Consider the following 26,626-nt stretch of genomic DNA (forward strand, 5'->3'; position numbering starts at 1 on the left):
ATGGACAAGGAACAGAAGCTCCGGGACTACCTCAAGCGGGCCAGCGCGGACCTCCAGCGCTCCCGGCAGCGGGTGGACGAACTGGAGGCCGCCGCCCGGGAGCCGATCGCCATCGTCGGCATGAGCTGCCGCTTCCCCGGCGGGGTGGCGAGCCCCGAGGACCTCTGGGCGATGCTGGTCGCCGGCCGGGACGGCATCACCGGCCTGCCGGCCGACCGCGGCTGGGAGCTCGACCCGGCCGACGGCCCGACCGACGTCCGGGGAGGATTCCTGCGCGGCGCCGCCGACTTCGACCCCGGCTTCTTCGGGATCTCGCCCCGCGAGGCGCTGTCCATGGACCCGCAGCAGCGGGTCCTGCTGGAGACCGCCTGGGAGGCGTTCGAGCGGGCCGGCATCGACCCCACCGGGATCCGCGGCACCCGCACCGGCGTGTTCGTCGGCGCCATGCCGCAGGACTACCGCACCGGCCCCGACGACGACGTCCAGGGCTTCGTGCTGACCGGCAACGCCACCAGTGTGATCTCCGGCCGGCTCTCGTACGTCTTCGGCGCCGTCGGCCCCGCCGTCACCGTGGACACCGCCTGCTCCTCCTCGCTGGTCGCCCTGCACCTGGCCGCCCAGTCGCTGCGGGCGGGGGAGTGCGGGCTGGCGCTCGCCGCGGGCGTCACCGTGATGTCCACCCCCACCACCTTCGTCGAGTTCGCCCGCCAGGGCGGGCTGGCCGCCGACGGCCACTGCCGCTCCTTCGCCGACTCCGCGGACGGCACCGGCTGGTCCGAGGGCGTCGGCGTGCTGGTGCTGGAACGGCTCTCGGCGGCCCGGCGCAACGGGCACCGGGTGCTGGCCGTCCTGCGCGGCAGCGCCGTCAACCAGGACGGCGCCTCCAACGGGCTGACCGCACCCAACGGCCCCTCCCAGCAGCGGGTGATCGAGCAGGCGCTGCGCAACGCCCGCCTCTCGGCCGATCAGGTCGACGTGGTCGAGGCGCACGGCACCGGCACCGTGCTCGGCGACCCGGTGGAGGCCCAGGCCCTGCTCGCCACGTACGGGTCGAACCGGGAGACGCCGCTGCTGCTCGGCTCGGTGAAGTCGAACCTCAGCCACACCCAGGCGGCGGCCGGCATGGCCGGGGTGATCAAGACGGTGCTGGCGATGCGGCACGACCTGCTGCCCCGCACGCTGCACGTGGACGCGCCGTCCTCGCACGTGGACTGGGAGTCCGGTGCGGTCCGGCTGCTCACCGAGGCGACCGACTGGCCCAGGGGCGCGGAACCGCGCCGTGCGGGGGTGTCCTCCTTCGGGCTCAGCGGCACCAATGCGCACGTGATCATCGAGGAGGCGCCGGATGAGGCGGAGACTCCGGAGGTCTCGGAGGTCTCGGAGGTCTCGGAGGAGGCTTCCGGCCAGGCGACGGACCCGGCCGGGGCGCTGCCGTGGCTGGTCTCCGGGCGGACCCCGGAGGCGCTGCGGGCCCAGGCCGAGCGGCTGCGGGCGTTCCTGGCCCCCGGTGCGGCCGGAGCCGACGTCGACGCGGCCACCGACGCCGACCTCGCCCGGGCCCTCGCCACCACCCGGGCCGCCCTGGAGCACCGCGCGGTGGTCACCGCGGCCGACCGGGCCGGGGCGGTCGCCGCGCTCACCGCACTCGCCGCCGGTACCGGCGACGGCCGACTCGTCCAGGGCACCGTCCAGGGCCGCGGCAAGCTCGCCTTCCTGTTCGCCGGGCAGGGCGCCCAGCGCCTCGGCATGGGCCGCGAACTGGCCGCCCGCTTCCCGGTGTTCGCTGCCGCGCTGGACGAGGTGCTGGCCGGTCTGGCCGCCCTCGACGACCGGTCGGGCCCGTCGCTGCGCGAGGTGATCCTCGGCGCCGACGAGGACCTGCTCAACCGCACCGGCCAGGCCCAGCCCGCGCTGTTCGCGATCGAGGTCGCGCTGTTCCGGCTGCTGGAGTCCTGGGGCGTCACCCCGGACTTCCTGGCCGGCCACTCGGTCGGCGAGATCGCCGCGGCGCACGTCGCCGGGGTCTTCCCGCTCGCCGACGCCTGCGCGCTGGTCTCCGCCCGGGCCCGGCTGATGGAGGCGCTGCCGGAGGGCGGCGCGATGATCGCGCTCCAGGCGACGGAGGCCGAAGTCCGGCCGCTGCTGGGCGAGTCGGTGTCGCTCGCGGCCGTCAACGGCCCGAGCGCCGTGGTGGTCGCGGGCGAGGACGGGCCCACCGAGGCCGTTGCCGCCCACTTCGCCGCGCTCGGCCGCAAGGTCCGCCGGTTGAAGGTCTCGCACGCCTTCCACTCGCCGCTGATGGACCCGATGCTCGACGCGTTCCGCACCGTCGTCGCCGGGCTCTCCCCGCAGGCGCCGGTCATCCCGGTGGTCTCCACCGTCACCGGCACGCCCGCCACCGTCGAACAGCTCACCTCCGCCGACTACTGGGTCGACCAGGTCCGGCGGACCGTCCGCTTCGCCGACGCCGTCGACTGGCTCGGCGCCCACGGCACCGGACTGTTCCTCGAACTCGGTCCGGACGGCACCCTCGCCGCGCTCGCCCAGGGCTGCGTCGACGAGCCGGTGACCGCGCTCGCCGCGCTGCGCCCCGGCCGCCAGGAGACCGAGGCGCTGACCGAGGCCCTCGCCGGACTGCACGTCCGCGGCGTGCCGGTCCGCTGGGACGCCTACTTCGCCGGGACCGGCACCCACCACGCCGACCTGCCCACCTACGCCTTCCAGCACCGCCGCTACTGGCCGAAGAGCGCGCTCGCCCGCACCGGTGACGTCCGGGCCGCCGGACTCGGCTCGGCCAACCACCCGCTGCTGGCCGCCGCCGTCTCGCTCGCCAACACCGACGGCCTGCTGCTGACCGGCCGGCTGTCGCTGCGCACCCACCCGTGGCTGGCCGACCACGCCGTGGCCGGCACCGTCCTGCTGCCCGGCACCGCGTTCCTGGAGCTCGCGGTGCGCGCGGGCGACGAGACCGGCTGCGACCGGGTCGAGGAGCTCACCCTCACCGCGCCGCTGCCGCTGCCCGAGCAGGGCGGCGTGCAGGTCCAGGTGTGGGTCGGCCGGCCGGACGGCACCGGGCGGCGCAGCGTCGGGATCTACGCCCGCCCCGAGGGGGACGAGGACGCGCCCTGGACCCAGCACGCCGACGGCGTCCTGGCGGTGGGTGAACAGCCTTACCCGGCCGAGGAGTTCGAGTCCTGGCCGCCGGCCGGGGCGGAGCCGCTGGAGCTGGCCGGGCCGGACGGGCTGGAGGCGCGGCTGGCCGGGGCGGGCTTCGGCTACGGCCCGGCCTTCCGGGGGCTGACCGCCGCCTGGCGCCGGGGCGAGGAGGTGTTCGCCGAGGTCGCGCTGCCCGAGGCGGTGCGCGGCGAGGCCGGCGGGTTCGGCATCCACCCGGCGCTGCTGGACGCGGCGCTGCACGCGGCGGCCTTCCTGGTGCCGGGCGGGGTGCCGTTCTGCTGGCAGGACGTCAGCCTGCACGCGGGCGGGGCGTCGACGGTCCGGGTGCGGCTCTCGGCGCTGGGGGAGGACGCCGTCGCCGTCGCGGTGGCGGACGCCGCGGGCGGGCCGGTCGCCTCGGTCGGCGCGCTGGCGTTGCGGGCGCTGCCGGGGCAGGCGGGCGCGGTGGCGGCCGTCGGCGCCGGTCCGGCGGGGGAGGCGCTGTTCGAGCTGCGCTGGACCCGGCCGCGGGGCGGCGGGTCGGCGGCGGCCGTGACGGTGGCCGCAGCGGTGGCCGTCGGCGGGCCGGACCCGCTGGGCCTCGGGGTGCTGCCGTCGGCGGGTGACGGCGAGCCGGAGGTGGTGCTGGTGCCGCTCGCGGGCGACCCGGCCGATCCGGTCGGCTCGGCCCACGCGTTGGCCGCCGAGGCCCTGACCCGGCTCCAGGAGTGGCTGGCCGACGAGGCGACCGAGGGCGCCCGGCTGGTCTTCGTGACCCGCGGCGCCGTCACCACCGGGTCGGACGACGAGGTCACCGACCCGGCCGCGGCCGCCGTCTGGGGCCTGGTGCGCTCCGCGCAGGCCGAGCACCCGGGCCGGTTCGGCCTGGTCGACCTCGACCCGGCCGGTGGCCCGCTGCCCGAGCGGGCGCTCGCCGGGGACGAACCGCAGCTGGCCGTCCGGGGCGGCGAGGTGCTCGCGGCCCGACTGGGCCGGGCGAACGCGCCGACCGTCGCGGATGGCACGGGTGCGGGGAGCACTGCGGGTACGGAATGGGACCCGGCGGGGACGGTGCTGATCACCGGTGGCACCGGTGGGCTCGGCGCCGTGCTGGCCCGGCACCTGGTGGCCGAGCACGGCGTCCGGCACCTGCTGCTGGTCAGCCGGCGCGGGGCGAAGGCCGAGGGCGCCGTCGAACTGGCCGCCGCCCTGGCCGAGTCGGGCGCCGAGGTCGCCGTCGAGGCCTGTGACCTCACCGACCGGGCGGCCGTGGACCGGCTGCTGGCCGGCATCCCGGCCGCGCACCCGCTGACCGCCGTGGTGCACGCCGCCGGGGTGCTCGACGACGGGGTGATCACCTCGCTGACCCCCGAGCGGCTGGCCGCCGTGCTGCGGCCGAAGGCCGACGCCCTGTGGCACCTGGACCGGGCCACCCGCGGCCTCGACCTGGCCGCCTTCACCGTGTTCTCCTCCTTCTCCGGCACGGCCGGCGCGCCCGGCCAGGGCAACTACGCGGCCGCCAACGCCTTCGCCGACGCGCTGGTGCACCACCGCCGGGCCGCCGGGCTGCCCGCCCGGTCGCTCGGCTGGGGGCCGTGGGCGCCGACCGGCGGCATGACCGGCGGCCTCACCGGGGCCGACCTCGACCGGCTGGCCGCGGCCGGCACCCCGGCGCTGTCCGCCGCCGACGGCCTCGCCCTGTTCGACGCCGCCCTCACCCGCCCGCAGACCCTGCTGCTGCCCGTCCGGCTGGACCTGCCGGTGCTGCGGGCCGCCCGGGACGTGCCGCCGCTGCTGCGCGGCCTGATCCGCACCCCGGTCCGGCGCTCCGCCGCGGCCGTCTCCGAGACGGCCGGGACGCTCGCCCGCCGGCTCGCCGGACTGGACGCCCGGGCCCGGACCGAGGCCGTGGTGGAGCTGGTCCGGGCCGAGGTCGCCGCCGTGCTCCGGCACGCCGACCCGGCCGAGGTCGACCCGCAGCGCCCGTTCCAGGACCTCGGCTTCGACTCGCTGACCGCCGTCGAGCTGCGCAACCGGCTCGGTGCGGCGACCGGCCTGCGGATCCGGGCCACCGTCGTCTTCGACCACCCGAGCGTGACCGCGCTGGCCGGGCACGTCCTGGAGGGCCTGACCGGGGCGGCCGGGACCGGGGCCGCCGCCGACCGGGCGCCGCTGCGCGCCACCGTCGGCGCCGACCCCACCGACCCGATCGTCATCGTCGGCATGAGCTGCCGCTACCCCGGCGGCGTCGCCTCGCCCGAGGACCTCTGGCAGCTGCTGCACGAGGGCACCGACGCGGTCTCCGGCCTGCCCACCGACCGCGGTTGGGACCTCGACGCGCTCTACCACCCGGACCCGGACCACCTGGGCACCAGCTACAGCCGGTTCGGCGGCTTCCTGCACGACGCCGCCGACTTCGACCCGGCGTTCTTCGGGATGAGCCCGCGCGAGGCGCTGGCCACCGACGCCCAGCAGCGGCTGCTGCTGGAGGCCTGCTGGGAGGCGGTCGAGCGGTCCGGGATCGACCCGGTCGCGCTGCGCGGCAGCCGCACCGGCGTGTTCGCCGGCGTGATGTACAACGACTACTCGGCGCTGCTGGCCGGCGGCCGCTTCGAGGGCCACCAGGGCAGCGGCACCTCGCCGAGCATCGCCTCCGGCCGGGTCTCCTACACCCTGGGGCTGGAGGGCCCGGCGGTCACCGTGGACACCGCCTGCTCCTCCTCGCTGGTCGCCATGCACTGGGCGATGCAGGCGCTGCGCACCGGCGAGTGCACCCTCGCCCTGGCCGGCGGCGTCACCGTGATGTCCACCCCGACCTCGCTGATCGAGTTCTCCCGGCAGCGCGGCCTCTCCCCGGACGGGCGCTGCAAGGCCTTCTCCGACCGGGCCGACGGGGTCGGCTGGGCCGAGGGCGTCGGCGTGCTGGTGCTGGAGCGGCTCTCCGACGCCCGGCGCAACGGGCACCCGGTGCTGGCCGTCGTGCGCGGCTCGGCCGTCAACCAGGACGGCGCCTCCAACGGGCTCACCGCCCCCAACGGGCCGTCCCAGCAGCGGGTCATCCGCGCCGCCCTCGCCAACGCCGGGCTGTCGCCCGCCGAGGTGGACGTGGTCGAGGCGCACGGCACCGGCACCCCGCTCGGCGACCCGATCGAGGCCCAGGCGCTGCTGGCCACCTACGGCCAGGACCGTGAACTCCCGCTGCTGCTCGGCTCGGTGAAGTCCAACCTCGGCCACACCCAGGCCGCCGCCGGCGTCGCCGGGGTGATCAAGACGGTGCTGGCGATGCGGCACGGCCTCGTCCCGCGCACCCTGCACGCCGCCGAGCCGTCCTCCCACGTGGACTGGGAGGAGGGCGCCGTCGAGCTGCTCACCGAGGAGACCCCCTGGCCGGAGACCGGCCGCCCCCGCCGGGCCGGCGTCTCCTCCTTCGGCTTCAGCGGCACCAACGCCCACGTCATCCTCGAACAGGCCCCCGCCGCCCCGGCCCCCGTCACCACCGCCCCGGCCCCCGCCGACGGCGTCGCGGAGCCCGTACTGCTCTGGCCGCTGGCCGGACGCAGCCCCGCCGCCCTGCGCGACCAGGCCGCCCGGCTGCGGGCCTTCGTCGCCGCCCGCCCCGAACTGCGCCCGGCCGACGTCGGCCGCGCGCTCGCCACCACCCGCACCGCGTTCGGCCACCGCGCGGTGGCCGTCGGCGCCGACCGGGACGAACTGCTGGCCGCGCTGGCCGCGTCGGCCGTAGGGGAACCGGCCGCGGGCCTGGTCGAGGGCGAGAGCGGCGGCGGCCGGCTCGCCCTGCTGTTCGCCGGCCAGGGCGCCCAGCGCCTCGGTGCCGGACGTGAACTGGCCGCCCGCTTCCCGGTGTTCGCCCGGGCGCTGGAGGAGGTGCTGGCCGAGTTCGGCCCCCGGCTGGAGCGCCCGCTGCGCGAGGTCCTGTACGGCGCGGACGAGCGGCTGCTGAACCGGACGGGCTGGGCCCAGCCCGCCGTCTTCGCGGTCGAGGTCGCGCAGTTCCGGCTGATCGAGTCCCTGGGCGTACGGCCCGACCTGCTGCTCGGCCACTCGATCGGTGCCGTCGCCGCCGCGCACTGCGCCGGGGTGCTCACCCTGGCCGACGCCTGCGCGCTGGTCGCCGCCCGGGCCCGGCTGATGGACGCGCTGCCCGAGGGCGGCGCCATGGTCTCGGTCGAGGCCACCGAGGCGGAGCTGCTGCCCCGGCTGGTGCCCGGCGTCGCCGTCGCGGCCGTCAACGGCCCCCGGGCGGTGGTCCTTTCCGGCCTGGAGGACGAAGTCCTGCGGATCGCCGGGGAGTTCGCCGCCGAGGGCCGCCGGACCAAGCGGCTGAGCGTCTCGCACGCCTTCCACTCGCCGCTGATGGAACCGATGCTGGCGGACTTCCGCCGGGCCGTCGCCGGGCTGGCGTTCCACCCGCCGCGCATCCCGCTGGTCTCCGACACCACCGGCGGGCCCGCCACCGAGGCCGAGCTGTGCTCCCCGGAGTACTGGGTCGAGCACGTGCGGCGCGCCGTCCGCTTCGCCGACGCCGTCCGCACCGCCCGGGCGGCCGGCGCCGCCACCTTCCTGGAACTCGGCCCGGACGGCGTGCTCTCCGCGCTGACCGAGGAGGTCCTCACCGAGGACACCGAGGCCGGCCACACCGCCGTCCCGCTGCTGCGGGCCGGCCGCCCCGAGGAGCGCTCCACCGCCCTGGCCCTGGCCGCCCTGCACGTCCGCGGCCACGCCCCGGACTGGGCCGCCCTGTACGCGGGCACCGGCGCCGGGAACACCGAACTGCCCACCTACGCCTTCCAGCACGAGCGCTACTGGCCCGAGGCCGAGCCCGGCGCGACCACCCCGGCCGCCGACCCGGCCGACGCCGCCCTGTGGGGCGCCGTCGAGCGCGGCAGCGCCGCCGAACTCGCCGGGCTGCTCGGCCTGCGCGACGAACAGCACGCCGGCCTCTACGCCCTGCTCCCCGCGCTCGCCGACTGGCGCCGCACCCGGCACGAGAAGTCCCTGCTGGACGCCGCCCGCTACCAGGTGCGCTGGCAGCCCGTCCGGCCCGCCGCCGCGCCCGTGCTGGACGGCACCTGGCTGGTGGTCACCGCCGACGGCGTCGACGACACCGAACTCCTCGCCGCCCTGCGCGGCCACGGCGCCCGGCTGGAACGGCTGGTGCTCGACGGGAGCCGCCTCGACCGCGCCGAACTCGCCGACCGGATCGACGGGTTCGGCTCCCTCGCCGGCCTCCTGTCGCTGCTCCCGCTGGCCGACCGGCCCACCCCCGGAGCCGGCCTGCCGACCGGCCTCGCGCTGGGCGCCCTGCTCGCCCAGGCGCTCGGCGACCTGCGCTCGGCCGTCCCGCTGTGGACCGTCACCCGGGGCGCCGTCTCCACCGGACCGGCCGACCCGCTCACCAACCCCGTCCAGGCCGCCGCCTGGGGCCTCGGCCGGGTGGCCGCCCTGGAGCGGCCGCAGGCGCCCGGCGGGCTGGTCGACCTGCCGCCGGTGCTGGACGCGCCGACCGTGCAGGGCCTGGTCGGCATCCTCGCGGGCGGCGGGCAGCGCACCGGCGAGGACCAGATCGCGCTGCGCGGCACCGCCGCGTACGGCCGCCGCCTGGTCCGCTACGCCGTCGACGAGCTGCCCCGGGCCGAGGAGTTCAGCGCCGACGGCACCGTGCTGGTCACCGGCGGCACCGGCGCGCTCGGCGCCGAGGTCGCCCGCTGGCTGGCCCGGGCCGGTACCCGGCACCTGCTGCTCACCGGCCGACGCGGCGCGCAGGCGCCCGGCGTCGCCGAACTCGTCGCCGAACTCGCCGAGTCCGGGGCCACCGCCACCGTGCTGGCCTGCGACGCGGCCGACCGGGAGGCGCTCGCCGCCGCCCTGGCCGTCGTCCCGGCCGAGCACCCGCTGACCGGCGTGGTGCACGCCGCCGGGGTCGGCCAGGCCGCCCCGCTGGCCGACACCCCGGTCGAGGAACTGCACCGGCTCACCGCCGCCAAGCTGCACGGCGCCGCCCACCTGGACGCCCTGCTCGCTGACCGGGACCTGGACTTCTTCGTCCTGTTCTCCTCCGTCGCCGGGGTCTGGGGCAGCGCCGGGCAGAGCGGCTACGCCGCCGCCAACGCCTACCTGGACGCACTCGCCGAGAACCGCCGGGCCCGCGGCCTGACCGCCACCTCGATCGCCTGGGGCCCGTGGGCCGGCGCCGGGATGGCCGCCCACGAGGCGGTCTCCGACGGGCTGCGCCGCCAGGGGCTGCGCTTCCTCGCCGTGGAGACCGCGCTCACCGAGCTGCGCCGGGCGATCGTCCACGAGGACGCCGCGGTGACCGTCGCCGACGTCGACTGGGAGCGCTACGCCCCGGTCTTCACCGCCGCCCGGCCCAGCGCGCTGTTCGACGAGCTCCCCGAGGTCCGCGCCCTGGCCCGGACCGCCGCCGCCGACACCGGCGCCGCCACCGACCTGGCCCGCCGGCTGCGCGGGCTGGCCGGGCCCGAGCGGGACCGGCTGCTGGTGGACCTGGTGCGCCGGGAGGCGGCCGTGGTCCTCGGCCACGGCTCCGCCGACGCCGTCCCGGAGAAGCGGGCCTTCCGCGACGCCGGGTTCGACTCGCTGACCGCCGTCGAGCTGCGCAAGCGGCTGGCCGCCCTGACCGGGCTGTCACTGCCCAGCACCCTGGCCTTCGACCACCCCAACCCGCGCGCCCTGGCGGTCTTCCTGCGGGACGAACTGATCGGCACCGACGCCGAGCTGACGACTCGTCAGATGAGTGCGATCGATCCCGCCGAACCGATCGCGATCGTCGGCATGGGCTGCCGCCTCCCCGGCGGCGCGGCCGACCCCGAGCAGCTCTGGCGGCTGGTCGCCGAAGGCGCCGACGCCACCTCCGAATTCCCGGAGAACCGGGGCTGGGACACCGGCCTCTACGACCCCGACCCGGACGCCAACGGCCGCACCTACTCCACCCGGGGCGGCTTCCTCCACCAGGCCGGCGACTTCGACGCCGCCTTCTTCGGCATCTCCCCGCGCGAGGCCCTGGCCATGGACCCCCAGCAGCGGCTGCTGCTGGAGACCACCTGGGAGGCCTTCGAGTCCGCGGGCATCGACCCGTCCTCGGTGCACGGCAGCGCCACCGGCACGTTCATCGGCTCCACGTACCAGGAGTACGGGCTCGGCATGGACGACAGCTCCGCCGGGCACGCCGTCACCGGCACCAGCCCGAGCGTGCTCTCCGGCCGACTCGCCTACCTGCTCGGCCTGGAGGGCCCGGCCGTCACCGTCGACACCGCCTGCTCCTCCTCGCTGGTCGCCCTGCACCTGGCCTGCCAGTCGCTGCGCGGCGGCGAGAGCAGCCTCGCGCTGGCCGGCGGCGCCACCGTGATGACCAACCCCAACGCCTTCATCGCCTTCAGCCGCCAGCGCGCGCTGGCGGCCGACGGCCGCTGCAAGCCCTTCTCCGAGGCCGCCGACGGCATGACCCTCGCCGAGGGCGTCGGCGTCCTGGTGCTGGAACGGCTCTCCGACGCCGAGCGCAACGGCCACCCGGTGCTCGCGGTGATCCGCGGCTCGGCGATCAACCAGGACGGCGCCTCCAACGGCCTCACCGCCCCCAACGGGCCCGCCCAGCAGCGGGTCATCCGCGCCGCCCTCGGCAACGCCGGCCTCACCGCCGCCGACATCGACGCCGTCGAGGCGCACGGCACCGGCACCGCCCTCGGCGACCCGATCGAGGCCCAGGCGCTCCAGGCCGCCTACGGGCGCGACCGCGACCCCCAGCGCCCGCTGCTGCTCGGCTCGGTGAAGTCCAACCTCGGCCACACCCAGTCGGCGGCCGGCGTCGCCGGGGTGATCAAGATGGTCCAGGCGCTGCGGCACGGACTGCTGCCGCGCACCCTGCACGCCGACCAGCCCTCCTCGCACATCGACTGGACCCCGGGCACCGTCGCCCTGCTCCAGGACCCGGTCGCCTGGCCGGTCGGCGAGCGGACCCGCCGCTGCGCGGTCTCCTCCTTCGGCATCAGCGGCACCAACGCCCACGTCCTGCTGGAGGAGGCGCCGGCCGTGGTCGCCGCCGCCCCGGTCGGCGCGGACACCGCCGACGGGCCCGTCCCGTGGGTGCTCTCCGCCCGCACGCCCGCGGCGCTGCGCGCCCAGGCCGCCCGGCTGGCCGAGCACCTGGACGCCGGGCCGGACCCGCGCCCGCGCGACGTCGCCCACGCCCTGCTGACCACCCGGACGCTGTTCGAGCACCGCGCCGTGGTGCTCGGCGCCGACCCGGCGGAGCTGCGCGCGGGCCTGACCGCGCTCGCCGCCGGGACCTCCGCGCCCAACACCGTGCACGGCCTCGCCGAGGGCGTCGGCCGGACGGTCTTCGTCTTCCCCGGTCAGGGCTCCCAGTGGGCCGGCATGGCCGCCGAACTCCTCGACGAGTCACCGGTGTTCGCCGAACGGCTGGCCGAGTGCGCGGCCGCGCTGTCGGCGCACGTCGACTGGTCGCTGCTCGACGTGCTGCGACAGGCCGACGGCGCGCCCGCGCTGGACCGGGTGGACGTGGTGCAGCCCGCCACCTTCGCCGTGATGGTGGCGCTGGCCGACCTCTGGCGCGCCCACGGCGTCCACCCGGACGCGGTGGTCGGGCACTCCCAGGGCGAGATCGCCGCCGCCGTGGTGTCCGGGGCGCTGTCCCTGGAGGACGGCGCCCGGGTGGTCGCCCTGCGCAGCCGGCTGATCGGCCGGGTGCTGGCCGGCTCCGGCGGGATGGTCTCGGTGCCGCTGTCGGCCGTCGAGGCCGAGGAGCGGCTGCGCGCCCACGGCGGCACGGTGGGCATCGCCGCCGTGAACGGCCCGAGGACCGTCGTCGTCGCCGGACCGGCCGAGCAACTCGACACCCTGATGGCCGCGTTCGAGGCCGAGGAGGTGCGCGCCCGGCGGATCAGCGTCGACTACGCCTCGCACTCGACCCAGGTCGAGCTGCTCGCCGGGGAACTGGTGGCGGCCCTCGCCCCGATTCGCCCGCGCGCCGCCGAGGTGCCGTTCCACTCCACCGTCACCGGGGAGCGGCTGGACACCACCGCGCTGGACGCCGACTACTGGTACCGCAACCTGCGCCAACCGGTGCGCTTCGACCCGACGATCCGCGAACTGATCGCCCAGGGCCACGAGTTGTTCGTCGAGATCAGCCCGCACACGGTGCTCACCATGGCGATCGAGGCCACCGCCGAGGACTGCGCCGGCCGGGCCGTCGCCGTCGGCACCCTGCGCCGCGACAAGGGCGACCGGGCCCGCTTCCTCGGCTCGCTCGCCGAGGCCTGGGTGCGCGGCGCCCGGGCCGACTGGTCCGGACTGCTGACCGGCGCCCGCGCCGTCCCGCTGCCCACCTACGCCTTCCAGCACGAACACCTGTGGGCCGTCACCCCGCGCCCCGGCGGGGAGCCCGAGGACGGCGAGTTCTGGAGCGCCGTCGAGGAGGCCGACGTCGAGACGCTGGCCGCCCGGCTGCGCATCGACAGCGGCGCGCTCGCCCCGGTGCTGCCCGCGCTCACCGACTGGCACCGGCGCCGACGGGACCGCTCCACGGTCGGCTCCTGGCGCTACCGGGCGGTCTGGAAGCCGCTCGGCACCGCCCCCGCCACCGCCGGCGCCGCGGCCCGGCTGGACGGGACCTGGCTGCTCGTCACCACGGACACCGGCGCGGACCAGGACGTCGTCCAGGCGCTGACCGCCCATGGCGCCCGGGTCGAGCACCTCGTCCTGGACGACGACTGCACCGACCGGCAACACCTCGCCGAGCGGCTCGACCAGTGCCTCGCCGCCCTCGACGCCGCCGGCGCCGCCGGGCCCGCCGGGATCGTCTCCCTGCTCGCCGCCGCCGAAGCGCCCAGCGAACGCCACCCGGCGCTGCCCGAGGGCCTCGCCCTCACCCTCGCGCTGGTCCAGGCCCTCGGCGACACCGGCCGGGACGCACCCCTGTGGTGCCTCACCCGGGACGCCGTGGCCGCCACCCGGGGCGACCGGCTGGCCAACCCGCTGCAGGCGCAGGTCCACGGCCTCGGCTGGACGGCCGCCCTGGAGCACCCGCAGCGCTGGGGCGGGGTGGTCGACCTGCCCGAACGGCTCGACGAGCGCGGCGGCGAACGGCTGGTAGCCGTGCTGGCCGGTGCCCTCGGCGACCGCGGCGAGGACCAGGTGGCGATCCGCCCGTCCGGCGCCTACGTCCGCCGGATCGTCCGCGCGGAGCCGGCCACCGCCCGCCCGGCGGCCGGCCCGGCCACCGGCACCGGCACGTCGGCCCCGCGTGGGACCGTGCTGATCACCGGCGGCACCGGCACCCTGGCCCCGCACCTGGCCCGCCGGCTCGCCGCCGACGGCGCCGAGCGGATCGTGCTCACCAGCCGCCGCGGCCCGGACGCCCCCGGCGCCGCCGACCTGCTCGCCGAACTCACCGCCCTCGGCTGCCAGGCCGCCATGGTCGCCTGCGACCTCACCGACCGCGACGCCGTCGCCCGGATGCTCGACGCCCTGGCCGCCGACGGCCACCCCGTGCGCACCGTGGTGCACACCGCCGCCGTCATCGAACTGCTCTCCATCGAGGAGACCACCCCCGAGGCCTTCGCCAAGGTCCTGCACGCCAAGGCCGCCGGCGCCCGGCACCTGGACGAGCTCCTGCCCGACGACCAGCTCGACGCCTTCGTGCTGTACTCCTCCACCGCCGGCCTGTGGGGCAGCGGCCGGCACGCCGCCTACGTCGCCGGGAACGCCTACCTCAACGCGCTCGCCGAGCACCGCCGCGCCCGCGGCGGCCGGGCCACCGCCGTCTCCTGGGGCATCTGGTCCGACGACCTCAAGCTCGGCCGGGTCGACCCCGGCCAGATCCGCCGCAGCGGCCTGGTCTTCATGGACCCGGCCCTCGCCCTGGACGGGCTGCGCCAGGCCCTGGACGCCGACGAGCGGGTGCTCGCGATCGCCGACGTCGACTGGGAGCGCTACCACCCGGTCTTCACCTCCGGCCGCCCCACCGCGCTGTTCGAGGACGTCCCCGAGGTGCGCCGGCTCGCCGAGAGCGCCCAACGCGCGGCCGGTGACGGCGAGTTCGCCGCCAGGCTGCGCGCCCTGCCGGCCGCCGAGCAGGAGCGCCGGCTGCTGGACCTGGTCCGCGCCGAGGCGGCCACCACGCTCGGCCACGCCTCGCCCGAGGTGCTCTCCGAGCAGCGGGCCTTCCGCGACGTCGGCTTCGACTCGCTCACCGCCGTCGACCTGCGCAACCGGTTGGCCGCCGCCACCGGACTGACCCTGCCCAGCACGCTGGTCTTCGACCACCCCGACCCGCGCGCCCTGGTCCGCCACCTGCGCGAGCGGATCGCCGGCACCACGGCCGCCGCCGGCCCGGACGCCACCGGTCCGGACGCGCTGGGGAACGCCCCCGCCACCCGGGACGAACCGATCGCGATCATCGGCATGAGCTGCCGCTACCCCGGCGGCGTCGGCTCGCCCGAGGAGCTGTGGCAGCTGGTCGCCGACGGCGGCGACGCCGTCACCGAGTGGCCCGCCGACCGCGGCTGGGACACCGAGGGACTGTACGACCCGGACCCGGACACGCCCGGCCGCACCTACTCGGTGCGCGGCGGCTTCCTGCGCGAGGTCGCCGACTTCGACGCCGCCTTCTTCGGCATCTCCCCGCGCGAGGCCCTGGCCATGGACCCGCAGCAGCGGCTGCTGCTGGAGACCGCCTGGGAGGCGGTCGAGCGGGCCGGCCTCGACCCGGCGGCGCTGCGCGGCAGCCGCACCGGCACCTTCATCGGCGCCAGCTACCAGGACTACAGCCCCGGCGACTCCGTCCAGGACGGCGCCGAGGGCCACCTCGTCACCGGCACCATCCCGAGCGTGCTGTCCGGCCGGATCTCCTACACCTTCGGCTTCGAGGGCCCGGCCGTCACCCTCGACACCGCTTGCTCCTCCTCGCTGGTCGCCCTGCACCTGGCCTGCCAGTCGCTGCGCAACGGGGAGAGCACGCTCGCCCTGGCCGGCGGCGTCAGCGTGATGGCCACCCCGAACGCCTTCGTCGGCTTCAGCCGCCAGCGCGCGATGGCCGCCGACGGCCGCTGCAAGGCCTACGCCGAGGCCGCCGACGGGATGAGCCTCGCCGAGGGCGTCGGCCTCGTCCTGGTCGAGCGGCTCTCCGACGCCGAACGCCTCGGCCACCCCGTGCTCGCGGTGGTGCGCGGGTCGGCCGTCAACCAGGACGGTGCCTCCAACGGGCTCACCGCCCCCAACGGGCCGTCCCAGCAGCGGGTCATCCGCGCCGCGCTCGCCGACGCCCGGCTGACCGCCGGCGAGGTCGACGTGGTGGAGGGGCACGGCACCGGCACCGCCCTCGGCGACCCGATCGAGGCCCAGGCGCTGCTGGCCACCTACGGCCAGGACCGTGAACTCCCGCTGCTGCTCGGCTCGGTGAAGTCCAACCTGGGCCACACCCAGATGGCCTCCGGCGTCGCCGGGGTGATCAAGACGGTGCTCGCCCTGCGCCACGGCCTGGTCCCGGCCAGCCTGCACATCGACCGGCCGTCCAGCCACGTCGAGTGGAGCGACGGCGCCGTCGAACTGCTCACCGAGGCCCGGGACTGGCCGGACACCGGCCGCCCCCGCCGGGCCGGCGTCTCCTCCTTCGGCCTCAGCGGCACCAACGCCCACGTGGTCCTCGAACAGGGGCCCGCGTCGACCCCGGCGCCCGCCCCGGCGGAGGGCGGGACGCTGCCCGTCGTGCTCTCGGCCCGCACCGAGGAGGCCCTGCGCGGCCAGGCCGACCGACTGCTCACCGCCCTGGACCGGCAGCCCGAACCGCCACTCGCCGACCTGGCGTTCTCGCTCGCCACCACCCGGGCCGCGCTCGACCGGCGGGCCGCCGTCAGCACCGGCGACCGCGCCGGGCTGCGCCGGGCCCTCACCGCCCTGCGGGACGGGCTGCCCGACGCGGCCCTGGTCACCGGCCGGCCCGTCGGCGGCGGCCTGGCCTTCCTGTTCACCGGGCAGGGCAGCCAGTACGCGGGCATGGGACGCGAGCTGTACCAGCGGTACCCGGTCTACGCCGAGGCGCTGGACGCGGTGCTCGCCCGCTTCGACCTCGCCTCCGAACTCCCGCTCCGGGACGTGCTGTTCGCGGCGGAGGGGTCGGCGGAGGCGGCCCTGCTGGACGACACGGGCCTCGCCCAACCGGCGCTGTTCGCGCTGGAGGTGGCGCTGTACCGGCTGGTGGAGTCCTGGGGCATCCGGCCGGACTACCTGGTCGGCCACTCGATCGGGGAGCTGGCGGCCGCACACGTGGCCGGGGTGTTCTCGCTGGAGGACGCCTGCACCCTGGTCGCCGCCCGGGCCCGGCTGATGTCGGAGCTTCCCTCCGGGGGAGCGATGGTCTCGGTCCAGGCGACGGAGGAGGAGGTACTGCCGCTGCTGACGGACGGCGTCTCGATCGCCGCCGTCAACGGCCCGCGCGCCGTCGTCCTCGCCGGAGAGGAGGGCGAAGTCCTGCGCATCGCAGCGGAGTTCGCCGACCGGAAGACCAAGCGGCTGCGCGTCTCGCACGCCTTCCACTCGCCGCTGATGGAGCCGATGCTCGACGCCTACGCCCGGGTCGCGGCCACCCTCACCCCGAACGCCCCGACCGTCCCGCTGATCTCGACCGTGACCGGCGCACCCGTCGGAGTCGAGGAACTCGGCGCGCCCGACTACTGGACCCGGCAGGTGCGCGGCACCGTCCGCTTCGCCGACGCCGTCCGCGCCCTCGCCGAGCGCGGCGCCGGCCTGCTGCTCGAACTCGGGCCGGACGGCACCCTCACCGCCGCCGCCCGGGACACCCTCGGGGACGACGGCGCACTGCCCGGCGCCCCCGCACTGCGCCGCGGCCGACCCGAAGTCCCCACCCTCACCGCCGCGTTGGCCACCCTCTTCGTACACGGAAGTCGGCCGCAGTGGGCCGAGGTGTTCGCCGGTACCGGCGCCCGCCGCACCGACCTGCCCACCTACCCCTTCCAGCGGCAGCGCTACTGGCCGACGGCCGGGCGACCGGTGCCGACCGCGGGAGCCGACCCGGTGGACGCCGCGTTCTGGGCCGCCGTCGACCGGGGCGACCTGAGCGCCCTGGACACCGGACTCGCCCTCGACCCGGACACCGTCGCCGCGCTGGCCGACTGGCGCCGCGGCCGCCGCGAACGGTCGACGGTCGACGCCTGGCGCTACCGGGCCGTCTGGACCCCGCTGGACGGCGCCGCGACCGAACGGCCGTCCGGCCGCTGGCTGGTGCTCACCCAGGACGACGCCGGCTGGGTGGAGGGGCTGGTCGACGGAGTGACCCTGCGGGTCTCCGGTGACCGGGCCGCGCTCGCCGAACAGCTGGGCGCCGAACAGCTGGGCGACGCCGGGCGGTTCACCGGCGTGCTGTCCCTGCTCGCCCTCGGCGACGACCCGCTCGCGGCCACCGTCACCGCCGTCCAGGCCCTCGGCGACGCGGACCTCACCGCCCCGTTCTGGTGCCTCACCCGGGGCGCCGTCGCCACCGGCCGCTCCGACCGGCCCGCCGACCCCCGGCAGGCCGCCGTCTGGGGCCTCGGCCGTTCCGCCGCGCTCGAACTGCCCACCCGCTGGGGCGGGTTGATCGACCTCCCGGAGCAGTTCGACCTTCAGGCTCGGCCCGACGACACCGTGCTGCGCCGCCTCGCCGCCGCGCTCGCCCGCGCGGACGGCGAGGACCAGCTCGCCGTCCGCGCCTCCGGCACCTTCGCCCGTCGGCTGGTCCGGCACCCGCTCGGCGACCGTCCGGCCCCGCGGCCGTACACGCCGCGCGGCACCGTGCTGATCACCGGCGGCACCGGCGGGATCGGAAGCCAACTCGCCCGCCGGCTCGCCGAACAGGGCGCCGAACACCTGCTGCTGCTCGGTCGGCGCGGGGCCGACGCCCCCGGTGCCGAACAACTGCGCGCCGACCTCACCGCCCTCGGGGCCGAGGTCACCCTGGCCGCCTGCGACGCCGCCGACCGCGAGGCCCTCACGGCCGTGCTCGCCGCGATACCCGCCGACCGGCCGCTCACCGCGGTGTTCCACACCGCCGGCGTGGTGGCCGACGGAACCCTGGACACCCTGGACGCCGAGCGCTTCGCCGAGGTGTTCCGGCCCAAGGTCGACGCGGCCCGGCACCTCGACGAACTGACCCGAGAGGCCGAGCTCGACGCCTTCGTCCTGTTCACCTCCACCGCCGGCACCCTCGGCGCCGCCGGCCAGGCCAACTACGCCGCCGCCAACGCCCACTTGGACGCCCTCGCCGAACAGCGGCGTGCCGAGGGCCGCCCGGCCACCGCGATCGCCTGGGGCCCGTGGGCCGGCCAGGGCATGGCCGGGGCCGGCAGCGGAGTGGAACAGCGGGTCCGCCGCGGCGGCTACGCGCCGATGGCCGCGCAGCGCGCGCTGGCCGCCCTCGGCCACGCCCTCGACCACGAGGACACCGCGCTCACCGTCGCCGACATCGACTGGCAGCGCTTCGCCGCCGTGTTCACCGCGCAGCGCCCGTTCCCGCTGATCGCGGACCTCGCCGACCTCGCCGACCTCGTCGGGCCGGACCGGCGCCGCGGCGGGGCCGCCCCGGAGACCGGACTGCGGCAGCGGCTCGCCGACCTGCCCGAGCAGGCTCGGCAGCGCTTCCTGCTGGATTTCGTGCGCACCCGGGTGGCGGCCGTCCTCGGCCACTCCGGCGGCGAGGGCATCGGCGCCGACCAGGCCTTCACCGACCTCGGCATGGACTCCCTCACCACCGTCGAACTGCGCAACACCCTGACCGCCGCCACCGGGCTCACCCTGCCCGCCACCCTGGTCTACGACCACCCGACCCCGGCCGACCTGGCCGCCCACCTGCTCGCCGAACTCCTCGGCGACCTGCCGGAGAGCGGCCCGACCGCCGCCGCGCGCCCGGTCACCGACGACCCGGTCGTGATCACCGGCATGGCCTGCCGCTTCCCCGGCGGCGTCCGGACCCCCGAGGACCTGTGGCGGCTGCTGACCGACGGCACCGACGCCGTCCGTCCGTTCCCGACCGACCGGGGCTGGGACCTCGACGCCCTCGGCCGGGGCGGCTCGGCCACCCTGTACGGCGGCTTCCTCGACGACGCCAGCCGCTTCGACGCGCGCTTCTTCGGCATCTCGCCGCGCGAGGCCCTCGCCATGGACCCCCAGCAGCGCCTGCTGCTGGAGACCTCCTGGGAGGCGCTGGAGCGCTCCGGCGTCGCCCCCGACCGGCTGCGCGGCAGCGACACCGGCGTGTTCGTCGGCACCAACGGCCAGGACTACCTGACCGTGCTGCGCCGCGGCACCGCCGACGTGCGCGGCCACGCCGCCACCGGCAACACCGCGAGCGTGCTGTCCGGCCGGCTCTCCTACACCCTCGGGCTGGAGGGCCCGGCCGTCACCGTGGACACCGCCTGCTCCTCCGCGCTGGTGGCGCTCCACCTGGCCGCCCGCGCGCTGCGCGCCGGGGAGTGCTCGTTGGCCCTGGCCGGCGGCGCCTCGGTGATGTCCAGCCCGGACGCCTTCGTCGAGTTCACGGCGCAGGGCGGACTGGCCGCCGACGGCCGCTGCAAGGCCTTCGCGGACGCGGCGGACGGCACCGGCTGGGCCGAGGGCGCGGGCGTGATCGTGCTGGAGCGGCTCTCCGACGCCCGCCGCAACGGGCACCCGGTGCTGGCCGTCCTGCGCGGCAGTGCCGTCAACCAGGACGGCGCCTCCAACGGGCTGACCGCGCCGAACGGGCGGGCCCAGCAGCGGGTGATCCGCGCGGCGCTGGCCGACGCGGGCCTGACCGCCGCCGAGGTGGACGCCGTCGAGGCGCACGGCACCGGCACCGCCCTCGGTGACCCGATCGAGGCGCACGCGCTGCAGGCCGCCTACCGGCCCGGGCGTGAACTGCCGCTGCTGGTCGGCTCGGTGAAGTCCAACCTGGGGCACACCCAGGCGGCGGCCGGCGTGGCCGGGGTGATCAAGACGGTCCAGGCGCTGCGGCACGGACGGCTGCCGCGCACCCTGCACGTCGACGCGCCCTCGCGGCACATCGACTGGACCGGTGGCGCCGTCGAGCTGCTGACCGAGGCCCGGGAGTGGCCGGAGACCGGCCGCCCGCGCCGGGCCGGTGTCTCGGCCTTCGGGGTCAGCGGCACCAACGCCCATGTACTGCTCGAAGCGGCGCCCGCGCCGGAGACGGATCCGGGAGCGACGGTGGCGGCCGGTGCCCCGCTGGCGGCCGATGCCGCGCCGTGGGTGGTCTCGGCCAAGTCCGAGGCGGCGTTGGACGCTTCGCTCACCGGGCTCGGCGCGGTCGAGGGGGCGTCCGCACTGGACGTGGCGCACTCGCTGGCCGCCGGCCGGGCCTCGCTCGCCCACCGGGCGGTGCTGCTGGACGGCGTCGAGATCGCGCGCGGCCGCGCGACGGACCGGCCGGTGGCCTTCCTGTTCTCCGGGCAGGGCTCGCAACGACTCGGCATGGGAAGGGAGTTGTACGCCAGGTTCCCGGTGTTCGCCGAGGCCTTCGACGCGGTCTGCGCCCGGCTGGACCAGCACCTGGACCTGCCGCTGCGGGACGTGGTGTGGGGCGCGGACGCCGAGCCGCTGAACGGGACGGCCTATGCCCAGGCGGGGTTGTTCGCGGTGGAGGTGGCGCTGTTCCGGCTGCTCGAATCGCTGGGTGTGCGGCCGGAGTTCGTGGCCGGGCACTCGATCGGCGAGGTGGCGGCGGCGCACGTGGCCGGGGTGTTCTCGCTGGCCGACGCGTGCGAGCTGGTGGCGGCCCGGGGCCGATTGATGCAGGCGCTGCCCTCCGGCGGCGCGATGCTCGCGGTCGAGGCGACCGAGGAGGAGGTCCGGCCGCTGCTGGGCGAGTTCCTCTCGATCGCCGCCGTCAACGGGCCGAGCTCGGTGGTCGTCTCCGGTGCGGAGCAGGACGTCGCGGTGGTCGAGGCGCACTTCGCCGAGCGGCGGACCAGTCGGCTGCGGGTCTCGCACGCCTTCCACTCGCCGCTGATGGACCCGATGCTGGCGGACTTCCGTGCGGTCCTCAACGGCCTGACGTACCAGGCGCCTTCGCTCCCGGTCGTCTCCAACCTCACCGGCGGGATCGACGGGGACCTGCGGTCGCCCGAGTACTGGGTGCGGCACGTCCGGGAGACCGTCCGCTTCGCCGACGGCATCCGCGCCCTGGTCGCGGCGGGAGCCGGCGCCCTGCTGGAACTGGGCCCGGACGGCGTGCTCAGCGCGCTCGCCCAGCGGTCCACCGGCGACCACGACTGCGTGGCCGTCCCGCTGCTGCGCCGGGACCGGCCGGAGGAGACCGCGCTGGTCACCGGCCTGGCCCGGGCCCACGTGGCGGGCGTACCGGTCGACTGGACCGCCCTGCTGGCCGGCACCGGCGCCCGCCGGGTCGACCTGCCCACCTACCCGTTCCAGCGCGAGCGGTACTGGCCCGAGCGGGCCCCCGAGCCCGCCGCCGCCGGCGACCCGGCGGACGCCGCCTTCTGGTCCGCCGTCGAGCGCGCCGACACCGCCACGCTCGGTACCGCCCTCGGCCTGGACGACGACACCACGCTCGCCGCCCTGCTGCCTGCCCTCTCCACCTGGCGCCGCCGGCAGACCGCCCGGACCGACGCCGACCGACTGCGCCACCGCGTCGTCTGGCGGCCGTACCCGGCCCCCGCCGGACCGGACGCCCTCCCGGGCGGCTGGCTGGCCCTGCTGCCGACCGGCCGGGACGGCGACGACCCGTGGACGGTTGCGGTGCTCGGCGCCCTCGGCGCCGAGGTGCTCCGCCTCGAAGCCGACCGGGACGGCCGCGCCGCCCTGGCCGAGGCGCTCGCCCCGTTGGCCGGAACGGTCACCGGGGTGGTCGCCCTGCTCGCCGCCGAGGACGCGCTGCCCACCGGGCTCGCCCGCCCCGACGAGCTGCTCGCCGCCCTCGGCGAGGCCGGCGTCGAGGCGCCGCTGTGGTGCCTCACCCGGGGCGCCGTCGCCGTCGGCGACACCGAGGCCCCGGCCGGCGCCGCCCAGGCGGCCGCCTGGGGCATCGGCCGGGTCACCGCGCTCGAACACCCCGGGCGCTGGGGCGGTCTGATCGACCTCCCGGAGGCGCCCGACGCCCGCACCGGAGCCCGGCTGCGCGCCCTGCTGACCGCCGCCGACGGGGAGGACCAGCTCGCCCTGCGCGCCTCGGGGGCCTTCGCCCGCCGCCTGGTCCGGGCCGCCACGGACGCCGACGCGCGCCCCTGGACCCCGCGCGGCACCGTGCTGCTGATCGGCGACCCGACCGGCCACGCGGCGCCCACCGCCCGCTGGCTCGCCGCCACCGGGGCCCGGCAGGTGGCGCTGCTCACCGAGGACCCCGCGACCGACGCCGCCGTCGACCAGCTGCGGGCCGAACTCGCCGAATCCGGATCCGAGTTGCGCGTCATCCTCGGCACCCCCGGTGACCCCGTTGCCCTGGCGGACGCGCTCGGCCTGCCCGAACTCACCGCCGTCCTGCACACCGGCCGCGCGGCCGCGTCGGACACCGCCGACGGGCGGCTCGCCGGGCTGCTCGCCGACCTCGCGGCGCTGGACACCGCCCTCGGCGACCGGCCGCTCGACGCCTACCTGCTGTTCGGGTCCATCGCCGGCACCTGGGGTGTCAAGGGCCGCGCCGAGGAGGCCGCCGCCGGCGCCCTGCTGGACGCCGCCGCCCAGCGCCGCCGAGCCGCCGGACGGGTCGGCCTCGCCGTCTCCTGGGGCGCCTGGGCCGGCCGTACGCCCGACTCCCTCGCCGCGCACCTGCGGGCCAACGGGCTGCCGCCCATGGCCCCCGAGCGCGCGCTGACCGCCCTGGCGGCGGCCGTCGACGGCCCGGCCGCCGTCACCGTCGCCGAGGTGGCCTGGGAGCGCTTCGCCCCCGCCTTCGCCGAGACCCGGCCGACCCGGCTGTTCGCCGACCTGCCCGAGGCCCGGGCGGCCGCGGACGCGGTCGCTGTCGCGGACGGGACGGCCACCGACGGGACGGGCCGGGCACCCGGCTCCGCCCGGGCCGAGGCGCTGCGCGCCGAACTGCGCACCCGCTCCGCCGCCGAACGCACCGAGACGCTGCTCGCGCTCGTCCGGGCCGAGGCGGCCGCCGTGCTCGGGCACGCCGACGCCGACGACGTCCCCGCCGGACACCCGTTCAAGGACCTCGGCTTCGACTCGCTGACCGCCGTCGACCTGCGCAACCGGCTCACCACCGCGACCGGCCTGCGGCTGCCCGCCACCCTGGTGTTCGACTACCCGACCCCGGCCGCCATGGCCGCCCACCTGCGGGCCCGACTCCTCGACGAGGAAGGCGAGACGGAGCGCCCGGTCGCCGCGGTCGACACCGACGACCCGATCGTGATCGTCGGCATCGGCTGCCGCTACCCCGGCGGCGTCCGCTCGCCCGAGGACCTCTGGCAGCTGCTCCTCACCGGGACGGACGCGATCGGCCCGTTCCCGACCGACCGCGGCTGGGACCTCGACCGGCTCGCCCACGGCGACCGGGACGGCCGCGGCCGCAGCGTCACCGGGCACGGCGGATTCCTGTACGACGCCGCCGAGTTCGACGCCGCCTTCTTCGGCGTCTCGCCGCGCGAGGCGCTCGTCGTCGACCCGCAGCAGCGCATCCTGCTGGAGACCGCCTGGGAGGCCCTGGAGCGGGCCGGGATCGACCCGGCCGGCCTGCGCGGCGGCGACACCGGCGTGTTCGTCGGCGGCGGCAGCGGCGACTACCGGCCCTCGATCGGCCAGCTCGGCCACGTCGAGACCGCCCAGTCCGCGAGCCTGCTCTCCGGCCGGCTCTCCTACACCCTGGGCCTGGAGGGGCCCTCCGTGAGCGTGGACACCGCCTGCTCCTCCTCGCTGGTGGCCCTGCACCTGGCCGCCCAGGCGCTGCGCGCCGGGGAGTGCTCGCTCGCCCTGGCCGGCGGTGTGACGGTGATGTCCAGCCCGGTCGGCTTCGTGGAGTTCGGCGAGATGGGCGCGCTGTCCCCGGACGGCCGCTGCAAGGCCTTCGCGGACGCCGCCGACGGCACCGGCTGGTCCGAGGGCGTCGGCGTGCTGGTGGTCGAGCGGCGCTCCGGCGCCGAACGCCTCGGCCACCGGGTGCTGGCCGTCCTGCGCGGCTCGGCCGTCAACCAGGACGGCGCCTCCAACGGCATCACCGCGCCCAACGGCCCGTCCCAGCAGCGCGTCATCCGGCGCGCCCTGGCCGGGGCCGGACTGACGCCCGGTGAGGTGGACGCCGTCGAGGCGCACGGCACCGGCACCCGGCTCGGCGACCCGATCGAGGCGCAGGCGCTGCTCGCCACCTACGGGCAGGACCGCGAACGGCCGGTGCTGATCGGCGCGTTGAAGTCCAACCTGGGGCACACCCAGGCCGCCTCCGGGGTGGCCGGGGTGATCAAGATGGTGCTGGCCATGCAGCACGGCCTGCTGCCGCGCACCCTCCACCTCGACACCCCGTCCGCCCATGTGGACTGGACGGCCGGCGCGGCCGAACTGCTCACCGAGGCCCGGGACTGGCCGGCGACCGGCCGGGCGCGCCGGGCCGGGGTCTCGGCCTTCGGGGCCAGCGGGACCAACGCCCATGTGATCCTGGAACAGCCGACGGCGGCCGACGCGCCCGCTGCCGAGCCGTCCGTCACCGAGCCGTCCGTCACCGAGCCGGCCGAGGACCGGACGCTGCCCGTGCCGCTCTCCGCCGCCACCCCGGCGGCCCTGCGCGACCAGGCCGCCCGCCTGCTCGACCGGCTCGCCGGGGACCCCGGCCTGACCGCCCGCGACCTCGGCCACTCGCTGGCCACCACCCGCACCCTGCTCGACCACCGGGCCGTGCTGCTCGCCGCCGACCGCACGGAGCTCGTCCGGGCCCTAGGCGCCCTCGCCGACGGGCAGGGCGACGGCACCGCCGTCCAGGGCGAGGCCCGCAGCGGCCGGACCGCCTTCCTGTTCCCCGGCCAGGGTGCGCAACGCCCCGGCGCCGGAAAGGAGTTGTACGCCACCTACCCGGTGTTCGCCGAGGCGCTGGACGCCGTCCTGGCCGGCTTCGAGGGCCGGCTCGCCGGTCCGCTGCGACCGGTGCTGTTCGCGGCGGAGGGGTCGGCGGAGGCCGCCCTGCTGGACGACACGGGCTTCGCCCAACCGGCGCTGTTCGCGCTGGAGGTGGCGCTGTACCGGCTGGTGGAGTCCTGGGGCCTGCGCCCCGACTTCGTCCTGGGCCACTCGATCGGGGAGCTGGCGGCCGCACACGTGGCCGGGGTGTTCTCGCTGGAGGACGCCTGCACCCTGGTCGCCGCCCGGGCCCGGCTGATGTCGGCGCTGCCCGGTGGGGGAGCGATGGTCGCCGTCGAGGCGACCGAGGCGGAGCTGCTGCCGCGGCTGACCGACGGCGTCTCGATCGCCGCCGTCAACGGCCCGCGCGCCGTCGTCCTCTCCGGGGACGCGGACGCCGTCGAGCGGATCGCCGCGGGCCTCGCGGCCGAGCGGCGCAGGACTAGGCGTTTGCGGGTGAGCCATGCGTTTCACTCCGTACACATGGACGCGATGCTCGACGACTTCGAGCGGGCGGCCCGGGGCATCGCCTACTCCGCCCCGCGCATCCCGCTGGTCTCCAACCTGACCGGTGAGCTCGTCACCGGGGCGGCCGGGGCGGACTACTGGGTCCGGCACGTCCGGGAGGCCGTCCGCTTCGCCGACGGCCTGGCCACCCTCGCCGACCGCGGGGTGCGCCGACACCTCGAACTCGGCCCGGACGGCGTGCTCTCCGCGCTCGTCCAGGCCGCTTCGGACGGCTCGGCTTCTTCGAACGGTGCGAACGGCTCGGCTTCTTCGAACGGCTCGGACGGCCCGGTCGAGCAGGCCGATCCCGCCCGCCCGGTGGTCACCGCCACCGCGCTGCGGCACGGCCGCGACGAGCGGACCACCCTGCTCACCGCCGTCGCCCGGCTGCACGTCGACGGGCTCGCCCCGCACTGGCCCGCCGTCTTCGAGGGCACCGGCGCCCGCCGGGTCGACCTGCCCACCTACCCGTTCCAGCGGCAGCGCTACTGGGCGGATCCCGCCGCCGCGCCGGCCCCGGCCGCCGCCCCCGACGGGGAGTTCTGGACCGCGCTGCGCACCGAGTCCCTGGACGCGCTCGCCGACACCCTCGACGTCGACGGCGACGCGCTCGCCAAGGTCCTCCCGGCGCTGCGCGACTGGCAGGACCGGCGCGAGGAGCGGGCCGCCGTGGACGGGCTGCGCCGACGGATCGTCTGGCAGCCGCTCGACCGGGTCCGCTCCGGCGCCCCGACCGGCAACTGGCTGGCGGTCCTGCCCGCCGACCGGGGCGACGGGGCCTGGACGGACGCCGTGCTCGGCGCGCTCGGCCCGGACACCGTCCGGCTGACCGTCGCGGCCGACGCCGACC

1 protein-coding gene (cut by a window edge) is annotated in these 26,626 nt (G+C 77.3%); it reads left to right on the forward strand.

The window, feature by feature from the left end:
- A protein-coding gene (locus ACIP4P_RS05990) for a type I polyketide synthase (protein ID WP_400915353.1) crosses the window boundary here: on the forward strand, positions 1–26,626 show its 5' portion. It continues 1,805 nt past the right edge of the window; only the first 26,626 of its 28,431 coding nucleotides appear in the window; it begins with the start codon at positions 1–3; its stop codon lies off the right edge, out of view.

The organism is Kitasatospora sp. NPDC089509 (genome assembly GCF_044749365.1).
Classification (GTDB): domain Bacteria; phylum Actinomycetota; class Actinomycetes; order Streptomycetales; family Streptomycetaceae; genus Kitasatospora.